At 70.2% G+C, this 15,942-nt stretch carries 16 protein-coding genes; 5 read left to right on the top strand and 11 right to left on the bottom strand.

Annotated features, from left to right (window positions below):
* Nucleotides 1-10: 10 nt before the first annotated feature.
* The 4 genes from NI26_RS07510 to melA form a co-directional block, all read right to left on the bottom strand.
* Entirely contained in the window at nt 11-895 is an 885-nt protein-coding gene (locus NI26_RS07510) for a carbohydrate ABC transporter permease (protein WP_235426586.1), read from the bottom strand.
* Nucleotides 895-1,851 carry a carbohydrate ABC transporter permease gene (locus NI26_RS07505; protein ID WP_081984831.1) on the bottom strand — a complete coding sequence of 319 codons (957 nt, stop codon included), beginning with the start codon at nt 1,849-1,851 and terminating at the stop codon, nt 895-897. Before NI26_RS07505 ends, NI26_RS07510 begins: the two co-directional genes overlap by 1 nt.
* Entirely contained in the window at nt 1,835-3,139 is a 1,305-nt protein-coding gene (locus NI26_RS07500) for an ABC transporter substrate-binding protein (RefSeq protein ID WP_235426583.1), read from the bottom strand. Before NI26_RS07500 ends, NI26_RS07505 begins: the two co-directional genes overlap by 17 nt.
* Before the next feature lie 169 nt (nt 3,140-3,308).
* Nucleotides 3,309-4,739, bottom strand: a complete 1,431-nt coding sequence (gene melA, locus NI26_RS07495) for an alpha-galactosidase (RefSeq protein WP_066654137.1) — start codon at nt 4,737-4,739, stop codon at nt 3,309-3,311.
* Between the two features lie 158 nt (nt 4,740-4,897).
* Between melA and NI26_RS07490 the strand changes: the two genes are divergently transcribed.
* The gene (locus NI26_RS07490) at nt 4,898-5,737 is read left to right on the top strand and encodes a helix-turn-helix domain-containing protein (RefSeq protein ID WP_066654136.1); all 840 of its coding nucleotides are present in this window, start codon (nt 4,898-4,900) and stop codon (nt 5,735-5,737) included.
* A gap of 123 nt (nt 5,738-5,860) precedes the next feature.
* Here the strand turns inward: NI26_RS07490 and NI26_RS07485 are convergent, their stop codons facing one another.
* Nucleotides 5,861-6,883, bottom strand: a complete 1,023-nt coding sequence (locus tag NI26_RS07485) for an App1 family protein (RefSeq protein WP_066654135.1) — start codon at nt 6,881-6,883, stop codon at nt 5,861-5,863.
* A gap of 104 nt (nt 6,884-6,987) precedes the next feature.
* Here NI26_RS07485 and NI26_RS07480 point away from each other — a divergent pair, with 104 nt between their 5' ends.
* Nucleotides 6,988-7,530 (top strand): AAA family ATPase, encoded by a 543-nt coding sequence (locus NI26_RS07480; RefSeq protein WP_066654134.1) that lies wholly within the window; start codon nt 6,988-6,990, stop codon nt 7,528-7,530.
* A 251-nt stretch (nt 7,531-7,781) separates the two neighbouring features.
* Here the strand turns inward: NI26_RS07480 and NI26_RS07475 are convergent, their stop codons facing one another.
* The 3 genes from NI26_RS07475 to NI26_RS07465 form a co-directional block, all read right to left on the bottom strand.
* Entirely contained in the window at nt 7,782-8,270 is a 489-nt protein-coding gene (locus NI26_RS07475) for a GNAT family N-acetyltransferase (RefSeq protein WP_144411294.1), read from the bottom strand.
* Nucleotides 8,271-8,405: 135 nt separating this feature from the next.
* Complete coding sequence (locus NI26_RS07470) at nt 8,406-8,609, bottom strand: LacI family DNA-binding transcriptional regulator (RefSeq protein WP_066654131.1); 204 nt, start codon at nt 8,607-8,609, stop codon at nt 8,406-8,408.
* 149 nt (nt 8,610-8,758) lie between these two features.
* Entirely contained in the window at nt 8,759-10,279 is a 1,521-nt protein-coding gene (locus tag NI26_RS07465) for a SulP family inorganic anion transporter (protein WP_066654130.1), read from the bottom strand.
* 187 nt (nt 10,280-10,466) lie between these two features.
* On the opposite strand from NI26_RS07465, the gene NI26_RS07460 reads away from it, so the two are divergent.
* Nucleotides 10,467-10,847, top strand: coding sequence for a MerR family transcriptional regulator (locus tag NI26_RS07460; protein WP_066658171.1), 381 nt, complete (start codon nt 10,467-10,469; stop codon nt 10,845-10,847).
* Nucleotides 10,848-10,896: 49 nt separating this feature from the next.
* Here NI26_RS07460 and NI26_RS07455 read toward each other — a convergent pair whose 3' ends face one another.
* The gene (locus NI26_RS07455) at nt 10,897-12,045 is read right to left on the bottom strand and encodes an MFS transporter (protein WP_066658168.1); all 1,149 of its coding nucleotides are present in this window, start codon (nt 12,043-12,045) and stop codon (nt 10,897-10,899) included.
* A 290-nt stretch (nt 12,046-12,335) separates the two neighbouring features.
* On the opposite strand from NI26_RS07455, the gene NI26_RS07450 reads away from it, so the two are divergent.
* Together NI26_RS07450 and NI26_RS07445 are read left to right on the top strand one after the other, a co-directional pair.
* Nucleotides 12,336-12,725, top strand: coding sequence for a MerR family transcriptional regulator (locus NI26_RS07450; protein ID WP_066654129.1), 390 nt, complete (start codon nt 12,336-12,338; stop codon nt 12,723-12,725).
* 336 nt (nt 12,726-13,061) lie between these two features.
* Nucleotides 13,062-14,114: a BLUF domain-containing protein gene (locus tag NI26_RS07445; protein WP_066654124.1), complete on the top strand. Its 1,053-nt coding sequence runs from the start codon at nt 13,062-13,064 to the stop codon at nt 14,112-14,114.
* A 106-nt stretch (nt 14,115-14,220) separates the two neighbouring features.
* Here the strand turns inward: NI26_RS07445 and NI26_RS07440 are convergent, their stop codons facing one another.
* Together NI26_RS07440 and NI26_RS07435 are read right to left on the bottom strand one after the other, a co-directional pair.
* Nucleotides 14,221-15,402 (bottom strand): flagellar hook protein FlgE, encoded by a 1,182-nt coding sequence (locus tag NI26_RS07440; protein ID WP_066654122.1) that lies wholly within the window; start codon nt 15,400-15,402, stop codon nt 14,221-14,223.
* Between the two features lie 89 nt (nt 15,403-15,491).
* Complete coding sequence (locus NI26_RS07435) at nt 15,492-15,923, bottom strand: flagellar hook assembly protein FlgD (protein ID WP_066654120.1); 432 nt, start codon at nt 15,921-15,923, stop codon at nt 15,492-15,494.
* Between the last annotated feature and the right edge of the window lie 19 nt (nt 15,924-15,942).

The following is a 15,942-nucleotide window of genomic DNA, read 5'->3' as shown; positions in this document are numbered from 1 at the left end:
CGGCACCCCCTCACTTGATGCCGGTGGACGCGATGCCCTGCACGAACTGCCGCTGGAAGGCCAGGAAGACCACGAGCAGCGGCAGCACCGTGACGGTCGCGATCGCCATCACCGCGCCCCACGGCGAGCTGAACGCCGGGTTGTTCGTCAGCGTGGACAGTGCCACCGGCACGGTCAGGTTCTCGTTCCCCTGCAGCACGACGAGCGGCCAGAGGAAGTCGTTCCAGCGCGTCATGAACCCCAGGATGACGAGGACGCCGACGAGGGGCCCGCACGACGGCAGCACGACCCGGAAGAACGTCTGGAACTCCCCTGCCCCGTCGAGCCGGGCGGCCTCCATCAGCGCGTCGGGGACGCCGAGCATGAACTGCCGGGCGATGAAGATCCCGACCACGTCGAACACCGTCGGCAGGATCACCGCCCACGGGGAGTCGACCAGCCCCATCTTCGCGACGACGAGGAAGCTCGGCACGATGGTCACCTGGATCGGGATCATGATCGTGACGAGGAACGCGGCGTAGAGCAGTCCGCGCCCGCGGAACCGGAACTTCGCGAGCGCGTACCCGGCCATCAGCGACACGCCGACGCTCAGCGCGGTGCCGAGGCTGGTGATGAGCGCCGAGTTGCCCAACCACCGCCACACCGGCTGGGTGCTGAACACCTGAGCGTAGTTGTCGAAGGACGGGTCCGCGGGGAACAGGTAGAAGGAGCCGCTCTGCGACTGGCCGCCGGGCGTGAGCGCCGACACGATCATCCAGTAGAGCGGGAACACCATGATGACCGCCAGGGCGGTCAGGACGGCGACGAGCAGCCACCGGCGGGGGCGGTTCCGAACGCGCAGGCGGGTCGGTGCGGAGCGGGGCGCGGTACGGCCACGGGTCTCGAGGACGGCCATCAGAGCATCTCCTCCGCCTTGCGGTTGGCTCGCTGCCGGAGCAGCGTGAACACGAGCAGGATCGCGACCAGCACCAGTCCGAGGGCTGCCGCGTAGCCCATCCGGGCGTCGATGAACGCCGACCGGAACACGTACTGGATGAGCACGGTGGTGGAGAAGCCCGGACCGCCGCCGGTCATCACGTAGATGACGTCGAACGCCTGCAGCGAGAACACCACGTTGAGGATCGTGAGGATCGACGTGGTCGGTCGGAGGAGCGGCCACGTGATCGTCCGGAACCGGGCCCAGCGGGACGCCCCGTCGATCGCCGCGGCCTCCTTGAGCTCGGCGGGGACGGACTGCAGCGCACCGAGGTAGATCACCATGCAGAACCCGATGCGGGTCCACACCACGACGATCACCAGCGTGGCCATCGCCCATCCGGGAGCGGTCAACCACGGCGACCGTCCCAGCCCGAGGGCTTCGAGCAGGTTGTTCACCACGCCGTAGTCGCCGTTGAAGATCCACGACATGACGACGCCGACGACCACGCCCGCGGCGACCATCGGGACGAAGAACAGCGCACGGAAGACCCCGCGACCCGGCAGCGGTCGGTTGAGCGCCACGGCGAGCGCGAGTCCGATCGCCATCGACGTCGGGACGGTCCCGATCGTGAACACGAGCGTGTTCCGCAGCGCGGTCACGATCAACGGGTCCGAGCCCATGGAGACGAAGTTGCCGCCCCCGATCCACTCCCCGTCGCCGATCGAGGTGCTGCTGTCGCGCAGGCTCAGCAGGACCGCGATGACGATCGGGACGAGCGAGAACGCCAGGAAGAGCAGTCCCGCGGGACCGACGAAGACGTACGGGACGAAGCGGCCCCGTCGCGACCGGGTGGGCCGTCCGGCGCGGAGCCCGCCGGTCGGCGGCCTGGTCGTCGCCGGGTGCACCGGCGCGGTCTCAGTTCGCAGTGACACTGCGCATCGCCCCCATCATCTGGTCTGCTGCGTCCTCCGGGCTGAGCTGCCCGAGGAGACACAGGTCGAGGTAGTCGGCGAAGACCGCGTTGAGCGATGCGAAGTACTGCCCGCTCTCGGCCTTCACCATCGACAGGGGGATCGTCGCGCCCTGGTCGATGAACTGCTGCATGGTGTCGGAGTGGGTCGCGTACCCGATGTCGGCGGCGTCGAGGGACTTCCGAGCCGGCAGCCAGTTGCCGTCGTGGCAGAAGCGTTCGACGTTCGCCCGGCTCGTGATCATCACGACGAGTTCCGCTGCGAGCTCCGGGTACCGGCTCGACTTGGTGACCGCCAGGGCGTTCCCGCCCAGGTCGCTCGCCTCGCCGGTGTTGCGCACCATCGGCGCGGTGCCCCAGTCGTCGGGCATCTCCTCGTCGAGCTGTGCCATCGGCTCGGGGTTGTTGAGCATCATCCCGATCTGCCCCGTCATGAAGAGGTTCCGGGCGACGTCGCCGCCGCCGGTCTTGCTGAGGTTGCCCGTGGTGGCGAGGCCCTCGGCGTACCACTTCCGTCCGAACTCGAGGGCACCGATCGCCTCGGGGGTGTCCATCGACGGGGTCGCTCCGTCCTCGCCGAGGAAGGCGCCGCTGTTCTGGTACACGAAGGGCAGCCACCGGTACGCGGTCTCCGGTCCGCTCCAGCCGTAGCCGAAGGCGTACTTCCCGGTGACCTGCTTGACCTCGCGGGCGACGTCGAGGAACTCGTCCCACGTCCAGGCGTCCGCGACGGCGGTCGGCGGCGTGACGCCGATGCGTTCCATGACGGTGCGGTTGTAGTAGGTGATGAAGTTGTCGGTGTGCTGGAACACCCCGTACACGCCGTCGTTCCGAGCGCCGATCGCCCAGAACGGGTCCGTGTAGTCGGCCCGGTAGTCGGCGGGAACCTGCCCGCTGATGTCGACCAGGCTGCCGTTGGCGGCGTACCGACCGATCTGCTGCGGGGTGATCCGGATGATGTCCGGGGCGAGGTCGGCGGCGAGGCGGGTGATGAACCACTGGTGGAACTGGCCCGTCGTGACCTCGACGGCGACGCTCGTGCCGGGGTGCGTGGCGACGAACTCGTCGGCGATCGCCTGGTAGCTGGTGATGTCGGTCGGGATGTTCCAGGTCGACAGGCGGATGTGCTTGGTGCCGCCGTGCGCGGCGGTCCCCTGCCCCGCGCAGGCCGCGAGTGCGCCGGCCATGGAGATGCCGGCGAGCGCGAGGAACCCCCGTCTGGCCAGCTGGGGGGATGGTCGGGTCGGCATGGTCCTCTCCTTCGAGGTCGTGGTGCCGTGTGCGTTCGGACGGGAGGCGCGGCCTGCGCGGGCGCGTCGTCGCGCCCCGCGTGGAGGGGTCGCGACCGGTGCGGCGGTCGCGACCCGACGGGTGGCCGCGCCGGCGCGGGGACGGTGGCCCCGCGCCGGGCGTGCGGGGTCAGACGAGCGCGGGACGAGCCTCCCGGTCGGCTCCCGCGGGCGCACCGGGGGTGACCGCCGACGCCGGACGCAGGGACTCGGGCAGCAGCGCGGCGTGCGCGTGCAGGAGTTCGTCGGTCATCGCGGCGATCCGGTCGAGGGTCAGGTGCGCTGCGGTCAACGGGTCGAGCGCGACCGCGTGGTGCACGTGTGCCACGTCCCCCGTGAGTGCGGCGCGCACGGCGAGCGTCTGCACGTTGGTGTTCGTGCGGTTGAGCGCGGCGAGCTGGGGCGGGAGTTCGCCGAACGACGTCGGCTGCACGCCCTTGCCGTCGACCAGGCACGCGACCTCGACGCAGGCGTCGGACGGCAGGTTCTGGATGACGCCCGTGCTGTTCGGCACGTTGCCGTACACGACCGCGGGGACGCCGGTGACGATCGCGTTGACGATGGACGCGCCGTACTCCACGCTCGGCGACAGGTCGGCCTTGAGCTTCTCGAGCTGGGCGTCCACGTCGCCCTGTTCGTCGTGCGCGAGGCAGATCTCGTAGTAGTCCCAGCGCTCCGGGATGTACTCGAGCACGGTCTCCGGGTCCTTCCGGAAGTACGGGACGTACTCGCTCGCGTGGTGGCTGGACTCGGTCTCGAAGTACCCGAAGGACCGCATCAGCTCGGTGCGGACCTGTTCGTTCCCACCCTCGTAGTTGCTCGCGGCGACGGCGGCCTCGCTGTGGTCACCGTCGTCGTCGTGCAGGTCGGACGCCGCGGTCCCCCGCCGGTGCTTCGCGGACATGACCTCGCGGAGGCGCGGGTACAGGTCCTCGCCGCCCCGGCGTCGGAACTCGAGGATCCAGGCCTGGTGGTTGATGCCGGCGCTGACGAACTCGACCTCGTCGTACGGCACGTCGAGGGTCCGGGCGAGCATCCGCGTCGTCCCCTGCACGCTGTGGCACAGCCCGACGGTGCGCAGGCCCTTCGCGTTGAGGAACGCCGTCGCCATCGCCATCGGGTTGGCGTAGTTGATGAACTGGGCGTCCGGGCAGAGCTCGAGGGCGTCACGGGCGATGTCCTCGTAGGCGCGGACGGACCGGAGGAACCGGAAGACGCCGCCGGGGCCGACGGTGTCGCCGACCGCCTGGTCGATGCCGTACCTCCGCGGGATCTCGACGTCCCACCGGTACGACTCGACCCCGCCGACCTGGAACGTGATGATGACGACGTCCGCGCCGTCGAGGGCTTCGCGCCGGTCGGTGGTCTCGAGGACCTCGACCCCGAGCCCGTGGTGGGCCACGAGTTCGCGCGCGGCCGTCGCGGTGCGGGCGACCCTGCCCGCGTCGAGGTCCATGAGGTGCAGGGTCGCGTCCTGCAGTGCGGGGAAGCTCACGAGGTCGCCGATGAGGCGGAAGGGGAAGACGAAGCCGCCGGCGCCGATGATGGTGATCTTGGTCATGTCGTCACGCTAGGAAGCGAGGCTCCCCCGGGTCCTCCGGCTTCGGACGGGAGGGTTCCAGGATCCTCGGACGGGCTGCTCCCCGACGGGTGCCCGCCCGGCCGAGCGGGCGGTGCCGGCCCTGCCGGTCGGGCGGTGCGCTGTCGTAGGCTCGCGGTGTGCTCGACGTGGAGACGGTGGAAGCGGCGTACTGGAGCCATCGCGGCCCGGCGCCGCTCATGGCGTCGTCGCACCGGCACGACGACCTCGAGATCAACCTCGTCCTCGAGGGGCGGCTGGACTACCGGTTCGGCGGTGCGCCCGTGAGCGTCCACGCCGGGCAGATCGCACTCTTCTGGGGGTGGACACCCCACCAGCTCGTCGGCGACGCGACCGGGACCGGGCAGTTCCGCTGGGTGCACATCCCGCTCGGCGAGGTCCTGGCGTGGGGGCTGCCCGACCACGACCTGGGCGCCATGCTCCTCAACCGGCCCGTCGTCGTGCCCACGGCTGCCGCCGGTCGGGACGTCGAGTCGATGCTGGGGTCGTGGCAGCGGGACTTCGCGGACGACGGCGCCGAGGTGATCGCGAACCTCGAGGCCCAGGCGCTCGTCCGGCGGCTCCTCCGCCACCACCGTGACGCCCTCGCCCTGCGCGCCGAGGACGGACACGGCACAGCGGACGCGATGCACCGGGTGATCGACATGGTGCGGTTCGTCGTCGACCGGTTCCGGGACCCGATCGACGTCGCCGACGTCGCTGCCGCGGCGCACCTGCACCCGCACTACGCGATGACGGTGTTCCGTCAGGACGTCGGCGCGACGATCCTCGAGTACCTGACGCGCTGCCGGGTCGCCGAGTCGCAGCGGTTGCTCGCGACCACCTCGTTGACGATCTCGGAGATCGCGCACGCGGCGGGCTTCGGGTCGCAGTCGAGCTTCTACGCGCACTTCACCCGGGCCTGCGGGACGGCACCGGGCACGTACCGGGCCCAACTCCGCGAGGGCCCGAGGCACTGACGGTCGCGCTGGCCCGTCAGGTCGGGCGGTCGTGTTGCGTCCCTGACGACCTCGGTCCGCGACTGCTCGGGGGTCAGGAGTCGCAGGAGCCGGGTGGAGTCGTCCACGTCGCCGTCCTGCCGGTCACTGCTCGAGCGCTCGGCGCAGCAACGGCAGCAGCGCGTTCCCGTCGCGGCCCCGGACGACGGGCACGCCGTGCACCAGCGTCACCTGCTCACGCCCCGACGTGGACTCCTGCACCTCACGGATGGCGATCGCTGCGACCGCGTCGTGGTGGTCGCGGGCGAAGGCCGAGTAGAGCTCGGGGTCGTGTTCGCCGTCGTCGCCGATGAGCACCCAGGAGACGTCGGGCAGGTCCTCGCGCAGCCGGAGGAGGGAGGACCGCTTGTGTTCCTTCCCGTCCCGGAACCAGTGCGTCGGCGTGATCCCCCAGTCCGTCATGAGCAGCGTGCCGGCCGGGAACCCGTTGCGCTGCAGGAACCGCGAGGCGATCCCCGCGAAGTTCCACGGACCGTTGCTGACGTAGACGACCGTCGGCTGACCTTGACCACGGACGACGTCCTGCACGAGCTCGGCCATGCCGGGGACGGCCTTCCGCGTCGCACTCCTGCCGAAGAACGTCCGTCGGGCGGCTGCGAGCGGGTTCGACATGCCCGTGACCCACACGGTGTCGTCGATGTCGCAGACGACGCCCCGGTGTGACCCGCCTGCGACGGCCTGGATCGGCACACGGGTCGGCGCTCGCCCCGGCAGCCGCAGGACGGCGTCCTCGGGAGCAGACCCCGACGAGTGCTCGAGCGCCACGCTCACGTCCACGAGCCCTTGCTCGTCGCTGATCGCCGTCGTGGTCGTGCCGCCGAGCTCGACCTCGACCTCGACGTCGGGGCGCTCCACCGTCAGCAGCCGACGCCATGCGGCGATCCCACGTCGGGCGGCCGGGTCGACCGATGCCGGCGCGAGCACCACCCGGGCCAGGACACGGCCCTGCTGCGCGTCGGCGTAGCCGGAGTACGGCAGCAGGGCCGGGCGCCAGCCGAGCTGCGTCAGTCCGCGAGCGAGCCACTTGCGGGCACCGGTCACGACGACGTACGTGACGGTGAGGAGCTTCGGACGCGAGGTCCCCGGGCTGCGGAGCGACGATGACACCCGTCCACCGTACGGGGGCAGGGTCGACCAGGGACTGCCCGACGGGTGATCACCGACGATCCAGGGCAGCCGGACCGTCGACGTGCCCGTGGAAGACTCGCGACATGGACCTCGACGACCTCGGCCAGCGGATCTGCATCCTGGGGCCGTCGAACAGCGGCAAGTCGACCCTCGCGGCGGCCGTCGGCCGAGTCCGTTCCCTTCCGGTGATCCATCTGGACCAGTACCGGCACCTGCCCGGGACACAGTGGGTCGAGCGCCCGGACGACGAGTTCGAGCTGATGCACGACGAGGTGGTCCGCACCGATCGGTGGGTCATCGACGGCAACTACTCCCGCTGGCTCCCCGAGCGGCTCCGGCGGGCGACGGGCCTGGTGGTCCTGGATGCCTCGCCGGCAGCGAGCGTCGTCCGGTACGTCCGCCGGACGCTCTTCGAACCCGACCGCGCCGGGAGCCTGGAGGGCACTCGCGACCGTCTCCGCATGGAGATGATCCGGTTCATGCTCGGACCCGCCAGGACGAACCGGCTCCGGTACCGACACGCCTTCGACGAGTTCGGACGACCGAAGGTCCTCCTGCCGGACCGTGCGGCCCTCGAGGACTTCTCCCGTCGCAACGACCTGGCCCGGCGCAGCCCCGACGGCTGAACCGTCCGCTGGGCGGTCGGCTACCGAAGCGGCTCGGACGATGGCGAGGTGGCGCGCAGGACGAGGCGTACCGCCTGTACCGCCTCAGCGGGCACGAGGTGCACGTCGTCGAGCGACGTCGCGGCGATCCAGGTCGGGGCGTACTCGTTGCGCTCCGAGGCACGCAGTAGCTCCGCCCGTCCTTGCGTCGCTCGATCACGAGCACCCGCTCGTCGCGGACGACGACTGCCACTGATCGGATGCGCACGACCTCACCTCACCACGTTCTGCTGCTCGTCCGTCTCCTGGAGCGGGTACGCCATGGTGCCTCGGCTTCGACCTCGACCTCGACCTCGGAAGCCGACAGCTCGCCAGAACGCGACCGCACCGCGGTCCTCGGGTGACGGGTCGACCACGAAGTGGGTCCTGCCGCTCGCCCGGATCCGCTCGAGCAGGGCCTCGACCACCTGTCGACCGACACCCGCACCACGCTCCGCGGGCAGCAGGATGAGGTCCGTACCGGCGCCCGATCCATCCGCGTACAACTGCGTGAAGCCGACCACTCGGTCGTCGACCTCGACGAGGAAGCACTCGACGTCCGGGAGACGAGCGCCCACGTACTTCTCCCGGAGCTGCGAGTCGGACCGGAACCCAGGCCCGCCCCATCCCTCGAACGCCGGATCGCGGAACAGTGCCCGCACCTCGAGGAGGTCGTCAGGCGTGGTGGGCCGGAGGATCAGCGCTCGCTCACTCCCTCGCATCGAGCGAGCCTCCCACCGCACGTCTCGCAGGTCAACGAGCAACGCGTCGATCCGGACGACACCGTGCTGAGCCACGAACGGCCCCTGACGGCGAGCTGCCGGAGGGGCCGTGGGCGTCAGGGCGACCGTCGTCAGTCAGTCGGTCGTCCGTCGCCGCGGGCGGCGGGCGAGTGCTGCGGCTTGGTCATCGCGGGTGTAGTCGAGCGCCTGGATCGCGTGTTCGACGCGCGAGCGGGTCGTGGGTCGGACGTTGGTGGCACCGTTGAGGACGCGGGACACGGTCTGGTGTGACACGTGCGCAGCGGCGGCGACGTCGTGGATGGTGGGTGGTTTCGGCACAGCTGGCTCCCGTCGACGTGAGGTGCGGGCACCGTCCGTGGACGACGTGACGGTGCCCGCCGCGAAGCCGGTGGATCAGGAACCGGCCTCACTGCTCCGCCCGTTCACTCGGTGTCCCGGGTCGGGGCCGGGCGGAGGTCGGAGCGGCCTCAGTGGCCGGCGCCGAGGTTCCCGGCGAGGCGGCCGTGGAAGGCCCGGCTGGCGTCGTTCATGCCGCGGATCTCGACCCGCTTGCCGTGCTGGTGGTACTTCGTCTCGATCGAGTCGAGCGCGGCGACGGTGGAGGCGTCCCACACGTGCGACCTGGTCATGTCGATGATCACGAGCTCGGGGTCGTCCGAGTAGTCGAACTGGGTGGTGAGGTCGTTGGAGGAGGCGAAGAACAGCTCACCCTCGACGGTGTACAGCGCGTGTTGTTCACCGGTCGGGAGCGTCTCGATGCTCCGCGAGACGTTGGTGAAGTGGGAGACGCGGCGGGCGAAGACGACCATCGCGGCGATCACACCGAGGATCACACCGATGGCGAGGTTGTCGGTGGCGACGACGATCACGACGGTGAGGACCATGACGATCGTCTCGCCGACCGGCATCCGCTTGAGCGTGGAGGGCTTGATGCTGTGCCAGTCGAAGGTCCCGACCGACACCATCACCATGACGGCGACGAGGGCTGCCATCGGGATGATCGCGACGACGTCGCCGAGCCCGACGACGAGGACCAGCAGGAACACGCCGGACAGGAACGTCGAGATGCGGGTCCGAGCGCCGGAGGCCTTGACGTTGATCATCGTCTGGCCGATCATCGCGCAGCCGCCCATGCCGCCGAAGAGGCCCGAGGCGATGTTCGCGACGCCCTGCCCGAGGGCTTCGCGGGTCTTGCGGGAACCGGTGTCGGTGACCTCGTCGACGAGCTTCGCGGTCATCAGCGACTCGAGCAGCCCGACGAGCGCCATGGCGAGGGCGTACGGGGCGATGATCGTGAGCGTCTCGAGGTTCACCGGGACGTTCGGGATGAACAGGCTCGGGAGGCTGTCGGGCAGCTTGCCCTCGTCGCCGACGGTCGGGACGGCGATCGACGCGAACACGGTCACCAGGGTCAGGACGACGATCGCGACCAGGGGTGCAGGGATCGCCTTCGTGAGGCGTGGCAGTAGGACGATGATCGCGATGCCAGCGGCGGCGATCGGCCAGACGAGCCAGGAGACGCCGATGATGTTCGGCAGCTGCGCGGTGAAGATCAGGATCGCGAGCGCGTTGACGAAGCCGACCATCACGGACCGGGGCACGAACCGCATGAGCTTCGCCGCGCCCAGCCCGCCGAGGACGAGCTGGAAGATCCCGCCGAGGAGGACGGTGGCGATGAGGTAGTCGAGACCGTGTTCCTCGACGACGGGCGCGACGACGAGGGCGATGGCTCCGGTGGCGCCGGTGATCATCGCGGCGCGGCCGCCGACGAAGGAGATGACGACAGCCATCACGAATGCCGAGAACAGGCCGACGCGGGGGTCGACCCCGGCGATGATCGAGAACGAGATCGCCTCGGGGATCAGGGCGAGGGCGACGACGAGGCCGGCCAGGACCTCACGGAGCAGGATCTTCGGGTTCCGCAGTGCGGACAGGACGGTGGGGCTGTGGTGCACCTGGACGGGCACCGACTGCGTGACGGTGGTCACGGGTCTCCTTCGGATGGGGGTGCGGGCGCTGCGCCCGCGAGAGCTGTCGTGGGGCGCGTCATCGCGCACGGCCGGCGGCGGCAGAGCGTCCAGCCGGGCCCAACCCTTCCGTTGCGGGAAGGTTGGTATGGTCCGACTCTAACGCAACGGAAGGGTTGTTGCGCAAGTGGAGGGTGACGACGTGACGATGTCGAACGAGTACCTGATGCACATCGGCGAGGTCGCCGAGCGCACCGGGTTGAGTGTGAAGACGATCCGCGACTACGACGCCGCCGAGGTGCTGCACCCGTCCGGCCGCACCGGAGGCGGGTTCCGCCTGTACTCCGAGGACGACGTCGCCCGACTCCTGATGGTGCGGCGGATGAAACCGCTCGGGTTCTCCCTCGGGGAGGCCGGGATCCTGGTGGACGCGGTGAAGATGCTCGACGAAGCGCAGCCCGACGTGGACCTGACCGCGGTCCGTTCGCGGGTCGCTGCGTTCATCCGGGACGCTGAGACACGACGAGGGCGCCTCCAGGAGCAGCTGCACATGGTCGACGAGTTCCTCGACGAACTCCGCGCGCACTGATCCGGGCGCGGGCGCGGGCGGCCGCTGGTACTCGCGTGCCGCTGGCCGATCAGCTGTGCAGTGCCGGGTGACGTGGGGCGCGGGCGAAGACGGAGACGACGGCGACGACTGCCGGCAGGATCGCGGCGACCAGCACCGGGGTGGTGTAGTCGCCGGCGACGTCGTGGCCGAGCGCGAGCAGCAGCGGCCCGAACGCGGTCGAGGCGAGGTTCGTCCCGGTCGCGACGCCGCGGATCACGCCGATGTTCGCCGTTCCGTAGTACCGGACGTACGCGGCGGCTTCGATGCCACGCAGGGCTCCGCCGGCGGCGCCGAGGACGAGCCCGTAGAGGACAGCGGTCCACCCGGTGTGCACGATCGGGAGCAGCAGGAGTGCGCCGGTGAGGGTCGTCATCGCGATGGTGACGCCGAACTTCGGCGGGATGCGGTCCGACAGCGCGCCCGTGAGCAGGGTCGCGGCGATGCCGGTGACGGTCTGCGGGAGGAAGTTCGCGGCCGCTTCCCCCGGGGTGAGGCCCTGCTCGCCGAGGACGGCGACCTGGTGGAAGGCCAGCGCGGTGCTGAGCATCCCGGACACCGCGAGCCCGGCAGCGATGGTCCAGAACATGCCCGTGGCGGCCGCTTTCCGGAGCGTCCACACCGGCCCGCCACCGGCAGCTTCCGCGGACTTCCTGCCCTGGGCAGTGGCGGTACGTCGCGGAAGGAGCAATCCGATCGGGATCACGACCGCGGCGACGACGACCGCCTCCACCCGCCACGCGACGTGGATGTCGGTGCCCGCGATCAGGGTCTCGACGAACACCGGCACCAGGGAGATCCCCCCGGAGCCGATCCCTGACGCGATCCCGAGCGCGAGGCCCCGTCGGTCGGCGATGCTGCGGGCGACGAGCGTCGTCGCGGCGAGCGAGAGCGCGCCCTGCCCGGCCATGCGCACACCGACGAACCCAGCCGTCAGGCCGACGATCCCCGCGACGAAGCTCAACGCGGCGAGGAACACGGCGAACGCGACCCCGATGATGATCGTCATCCGCCGGACGCCCCACCGGTCCAACGCTCGACCCGTCAACGGCAGGACGCACGCACCCAGCAGGGTGCCGATGAGGTAACTCGTCGACACCTCCGTCCGTGAGATGCCCAGCTCCCGGATCAGCGGGTCCGTGAACACCGACAGGCCCGCCGTCTGCCCCGGCGCACTCATGACCGACAGGGCACCGCCCGCAGCGATCACCGCGACCCACGGCAACCAGCCACGTACACCCCTCGCCGTCCGGCCGGGCGGCGTCGCTGTCGGATCCGCCGGTGGGACGGCACCCGGGGTGGGCAGGGTGATGTCAGATGTGCTCGGGGAGGACGTGATGCCACGCTCGCTTTCACTGGGGACTCCTGAACCCTACCGCCACGGAAGGGTTGTCGATACCTGGTACAGGAGCCGGGGACACGACGGCGCTACGCTCGCCAGAGCCCAGCAGGACCACGAAGGAGAAGCCGATGACGGAGCGAGCCGCACCGACGACGATGCACATCGGCGAGCTCGCCGACCGCACGGGCCTGTCGAACCGGACGATCCGCCACTACGACGAGGTCGGTCTCCTGCACCCGTCCGGCCGGACCGAGGGCGGCTTCCGGCTCTACACCGACACCGACCTCGCCCGGCTGCTCATCATCCGCCGCATGAAGCCCCTCGGCTTCTCCCTCGAACAGATGGCCGAACTGCTCGCCGTCGTCGACGCCCTCGAGGTCGCCGGTGACGGACCCGGGCAGGCGCGTCTCCGTGGGCAGCTCGACGAGTACATCCGCGACACCGAGCAGCGGCGCGCGAAGCTCGAACAGCACCTCGGCATGGCCGACGAGTTCCTCGGGATCCTCCGCGATCGGTGAACGCCGGAGCACCTGCGAGGCGATCGGTCGACGAGGGATGCGCTCCGGGGACGGTCGTTCTCCCCGCGTTGTGGGTCTCGAGAGCCTGCTCACGGCCTGGTTCGATGATCCCCGTACCGGACTCGTGATCCGGACGGTGTCGTGTCTGGCTGCATTCGGGTTGCAGCCAGGCACCACTTCCCGTGTCCCGCCCGTCTCCGGCCGGTCCGCGACTCCTGCACGGGGGTTCCACGGGATGAGCACTGTCCGCGGCCGGTCGGGGGGTTGCGGAGCAGTAGACAGAGCAGTTCACTCGAGAGCGCACCGTGTTCCACTACGGCAGGGAGACCAGCACTGATGCGTTCGATCGTGTACACCAGCACACAGACCCGTCCGATCACGGACACCGAGCTCGCGCAGATCCTCGCGGTCGGGCGGGAGAAGAACACGGCCCTCGGGGTGACGGGCATCCTGGCGCACAAGGGTGACAACTGCCTCGGGATCATCGAGGGCGACGACGAGAGCGTTGCTGTCCGCTTCGAACAGGTCCGCCGTGACCCTCGGCACACGAACGTGCGGGTCCTGGCGGACGAGCCCGTCGCCCAGCGGTCGTTCCCGGACTGGTCGATGGCGTTCCAGCCGCTCGATCCGCTGATGCAGGAGGTCCCGGGCTTCAGTGACCTGTTCGGCCCCAGCCAGCCAGCAGACCCCATGTTCGGCCTGACCCGGGCGCGAGGGCTGTTGGAGTGGTTCCGGAAGCACCCGCTGGCACCGTTGACGAGCCGGACGGCCGAAGCGGACGAAGTACCACGCACACGCGCGATCGGCGGGGCGATCGCCGCGCTCCACGACGGCGGCATCTCCCGGTTCACCCTCGACGTCGTCGCCGAGCGTGCGGGGATGGACGCCGACGAGGTCCGTGCGGCGTTCCCGACGGAGCGGGCGCTGCTGGCCGCGACCGTCGAACGGTGGACGCAGACGATCGCGGCGCCGCTCGTGCCGTTGATGGCGGAGAAGGGCACCGTCCCGTTCCTGCACGCCCTGCTCGCTGCACATGCGGAGCAGCCGGCACTGATGGAACTCCTCGCGGCGAGTCTCGCGTCCGCCGCTGACCCGACGGTGGAGGGTGCCGACTACCACCGATCCACCTACCGGCGGTTCCGGCAGTCGATCCGTGACGGACTCGCAGCGGACGTCCGCGACGGACGGGAGCCGGCGACCATGGACCCGGTCCGGGGCGCGCAGCAGTTGCTGGCGCTGTACGACGGGCTCCGCCTGCAGGCGCTGCTCACCACGGACACGGACCTCGTCGACGCGTTCGACCGTGCGGCGACGCGGATGCGTCGCGGGTGGTCGGAGCAGTACGAACAGCCGTCGTACTGGGACACGCCCGGCGCCGGGACCCGCTAGCGCCTGCGGGACCGCCCCTCGAGCCGTGGTTCGCCACGGCCCGAGGGGCGGCGCCACACCGAGCAGGAGCAGGGACGGAGCGGCCGCGACCGACCGCCCCGCTCCCCTACCGCTTCAGGTTCGTCAGCTCCTGCAGCACCTCGTCCGAGGTCGTGATGATCCGCGCGTTCGCCTGGAAGCCGCGCTGCGCCACGATCAGGTTCGTGAACTCCTGCGACAGGTCCACGTTCGACATCTCGAGGGTGCCCGAGGCGAGCTGACCCACACCCGGGTCGCCGGGAGCGCCGACGGTGGCCTGGCCGGAGTTCGCGGTCGCGCGGTACCCGGATGCGCCGGTCTTCTCGAGGCCGGCCGGGTTCGCGAAGGTGGCGAGGGCGATGCGGCCGATCGCCAGCGAGGACCCGTTGGAGAACGACCCGACGACGGTGCCGTCCTTCGAGATCGAGTACCCCTGCAGGGAGCCGGCCGCGCTGCCGTTCTGCTCCGAGATCGACGCGGTGTCGAGCGACGCGTAGCCGGTCGTCTTCGAGACGTCGACGGTGATCCCGCCGACGGTGACGGGGCCACCGCTGGCGAGCGACCCGTCGGTGTTGAACGTCAGCGTCGTCGCCGGGCCGGGCGTCCCGCCGTCGATGCGGCCCTGGACGCTCCACTGCGTCGCCGAGGTCTTCGTGTAGGTCAGCGTGAGGGAGCGCTTCTCGCCGTCCGGGCCGTAGACGGTGGCCTCGCGGACCTTCTGGGCGTCGACGGCGGTCTCGGACGGCAGGTTGCCCGTGACCCCGGCCGTCGTGGTCCGCACCGCGGGTGCTGCGGCGTCGATGGGCAGCCGGATGTCGGTCAGGCCGCCACCCTCGTTGACGACACCGTTCGTGGCCGAGTAGCCCTGCACGATCTTGCCGTCGGCGGTGACGAGGCGGCCGTCGGCGTCGAAGTCGAACGCGCCGGCGCGGGAGTAGACGGTGTCGTTGCCGAGGCGGGTGACGAAGAACCCGTCGCCGGAGATCATCAGGTCGGTGGCCTTGCCGGTGGCCTGTGCGGAGCCCTGGGCGAAGTTGGTGGAGACGCCGGCGACCTGCACGCCGAGGCCGATCTGCGCGGGGTTGGTGCCGCCGAGGCCGGTCTGCGGTCCTCCGGCACCCTGGGTCATCTGCGACAGGGTGTCCTGGAAGACGGTGGTCGACGACTTGAAGCCGACGGTGTTGACGTTGGCGATGTTGTTGCCGGTGACGTCGAGCATCTGCTGGTGCGAACGGAGACCGGAGATGCCGGAGTAGAGGGAGCGGAGCATGGTGCGACCTTTCGTGGAAGGAAGACTCGTGGAGGGAAGACTCGTGGAGGGAGGACGAACAGGAGGGGGACGAGGAGCGCGGCCGCGGGTCAGGCGGCCTTGATACCGGAGATCACGTCGAGGTCGACCTCCTTCCCGTTCACGGTCACGGTCGGCACGCTGTTCGCGTACGACACGGCGGTGGCGGTGCCCGAGACCGCGGTCCCGGTGCTCGCGTCGGTGTAGCTGACCTGCTTCCCGACGAGGTTCGCGGCGGCGATCCGCATCTGCAGCGAGAAGTTCTCGTTCGCCGTCCTGGTCTGGTTGGTGATCTGCTCCATCGTCGCGAGCTGCGTCTGCTGGCTGATCATCTGGTTGGTGTCCATCGGCGAGGACGGGTCCTGGTTCCGGAGCTGCGTGACGAGCAGCTTCATGAACACCTCCGAGTCCATCGTCTGGGACTTCTTCGCACCGGCGGTCTGGGCGATCGCCGCTGCCTGCGTGGCAGCGTCCACCGAGCCGGTGATGCCGTCGAGGGGCATGGTGTGGTCTCCTTCTCGT

This window comes from Curtobacterium sp. MR_MD2014 (assembly GCF_000772085.1).
In the GTDB taxonomy this organism is placed as follows: Bacteria; Actinomycetota; Actinomycetes; order Actinomycetales; family Microbacteriaceae; genus Curtobacterium.
This window is presented reverse-complemented; position numbering and strand designations above follow the sequence as displayed.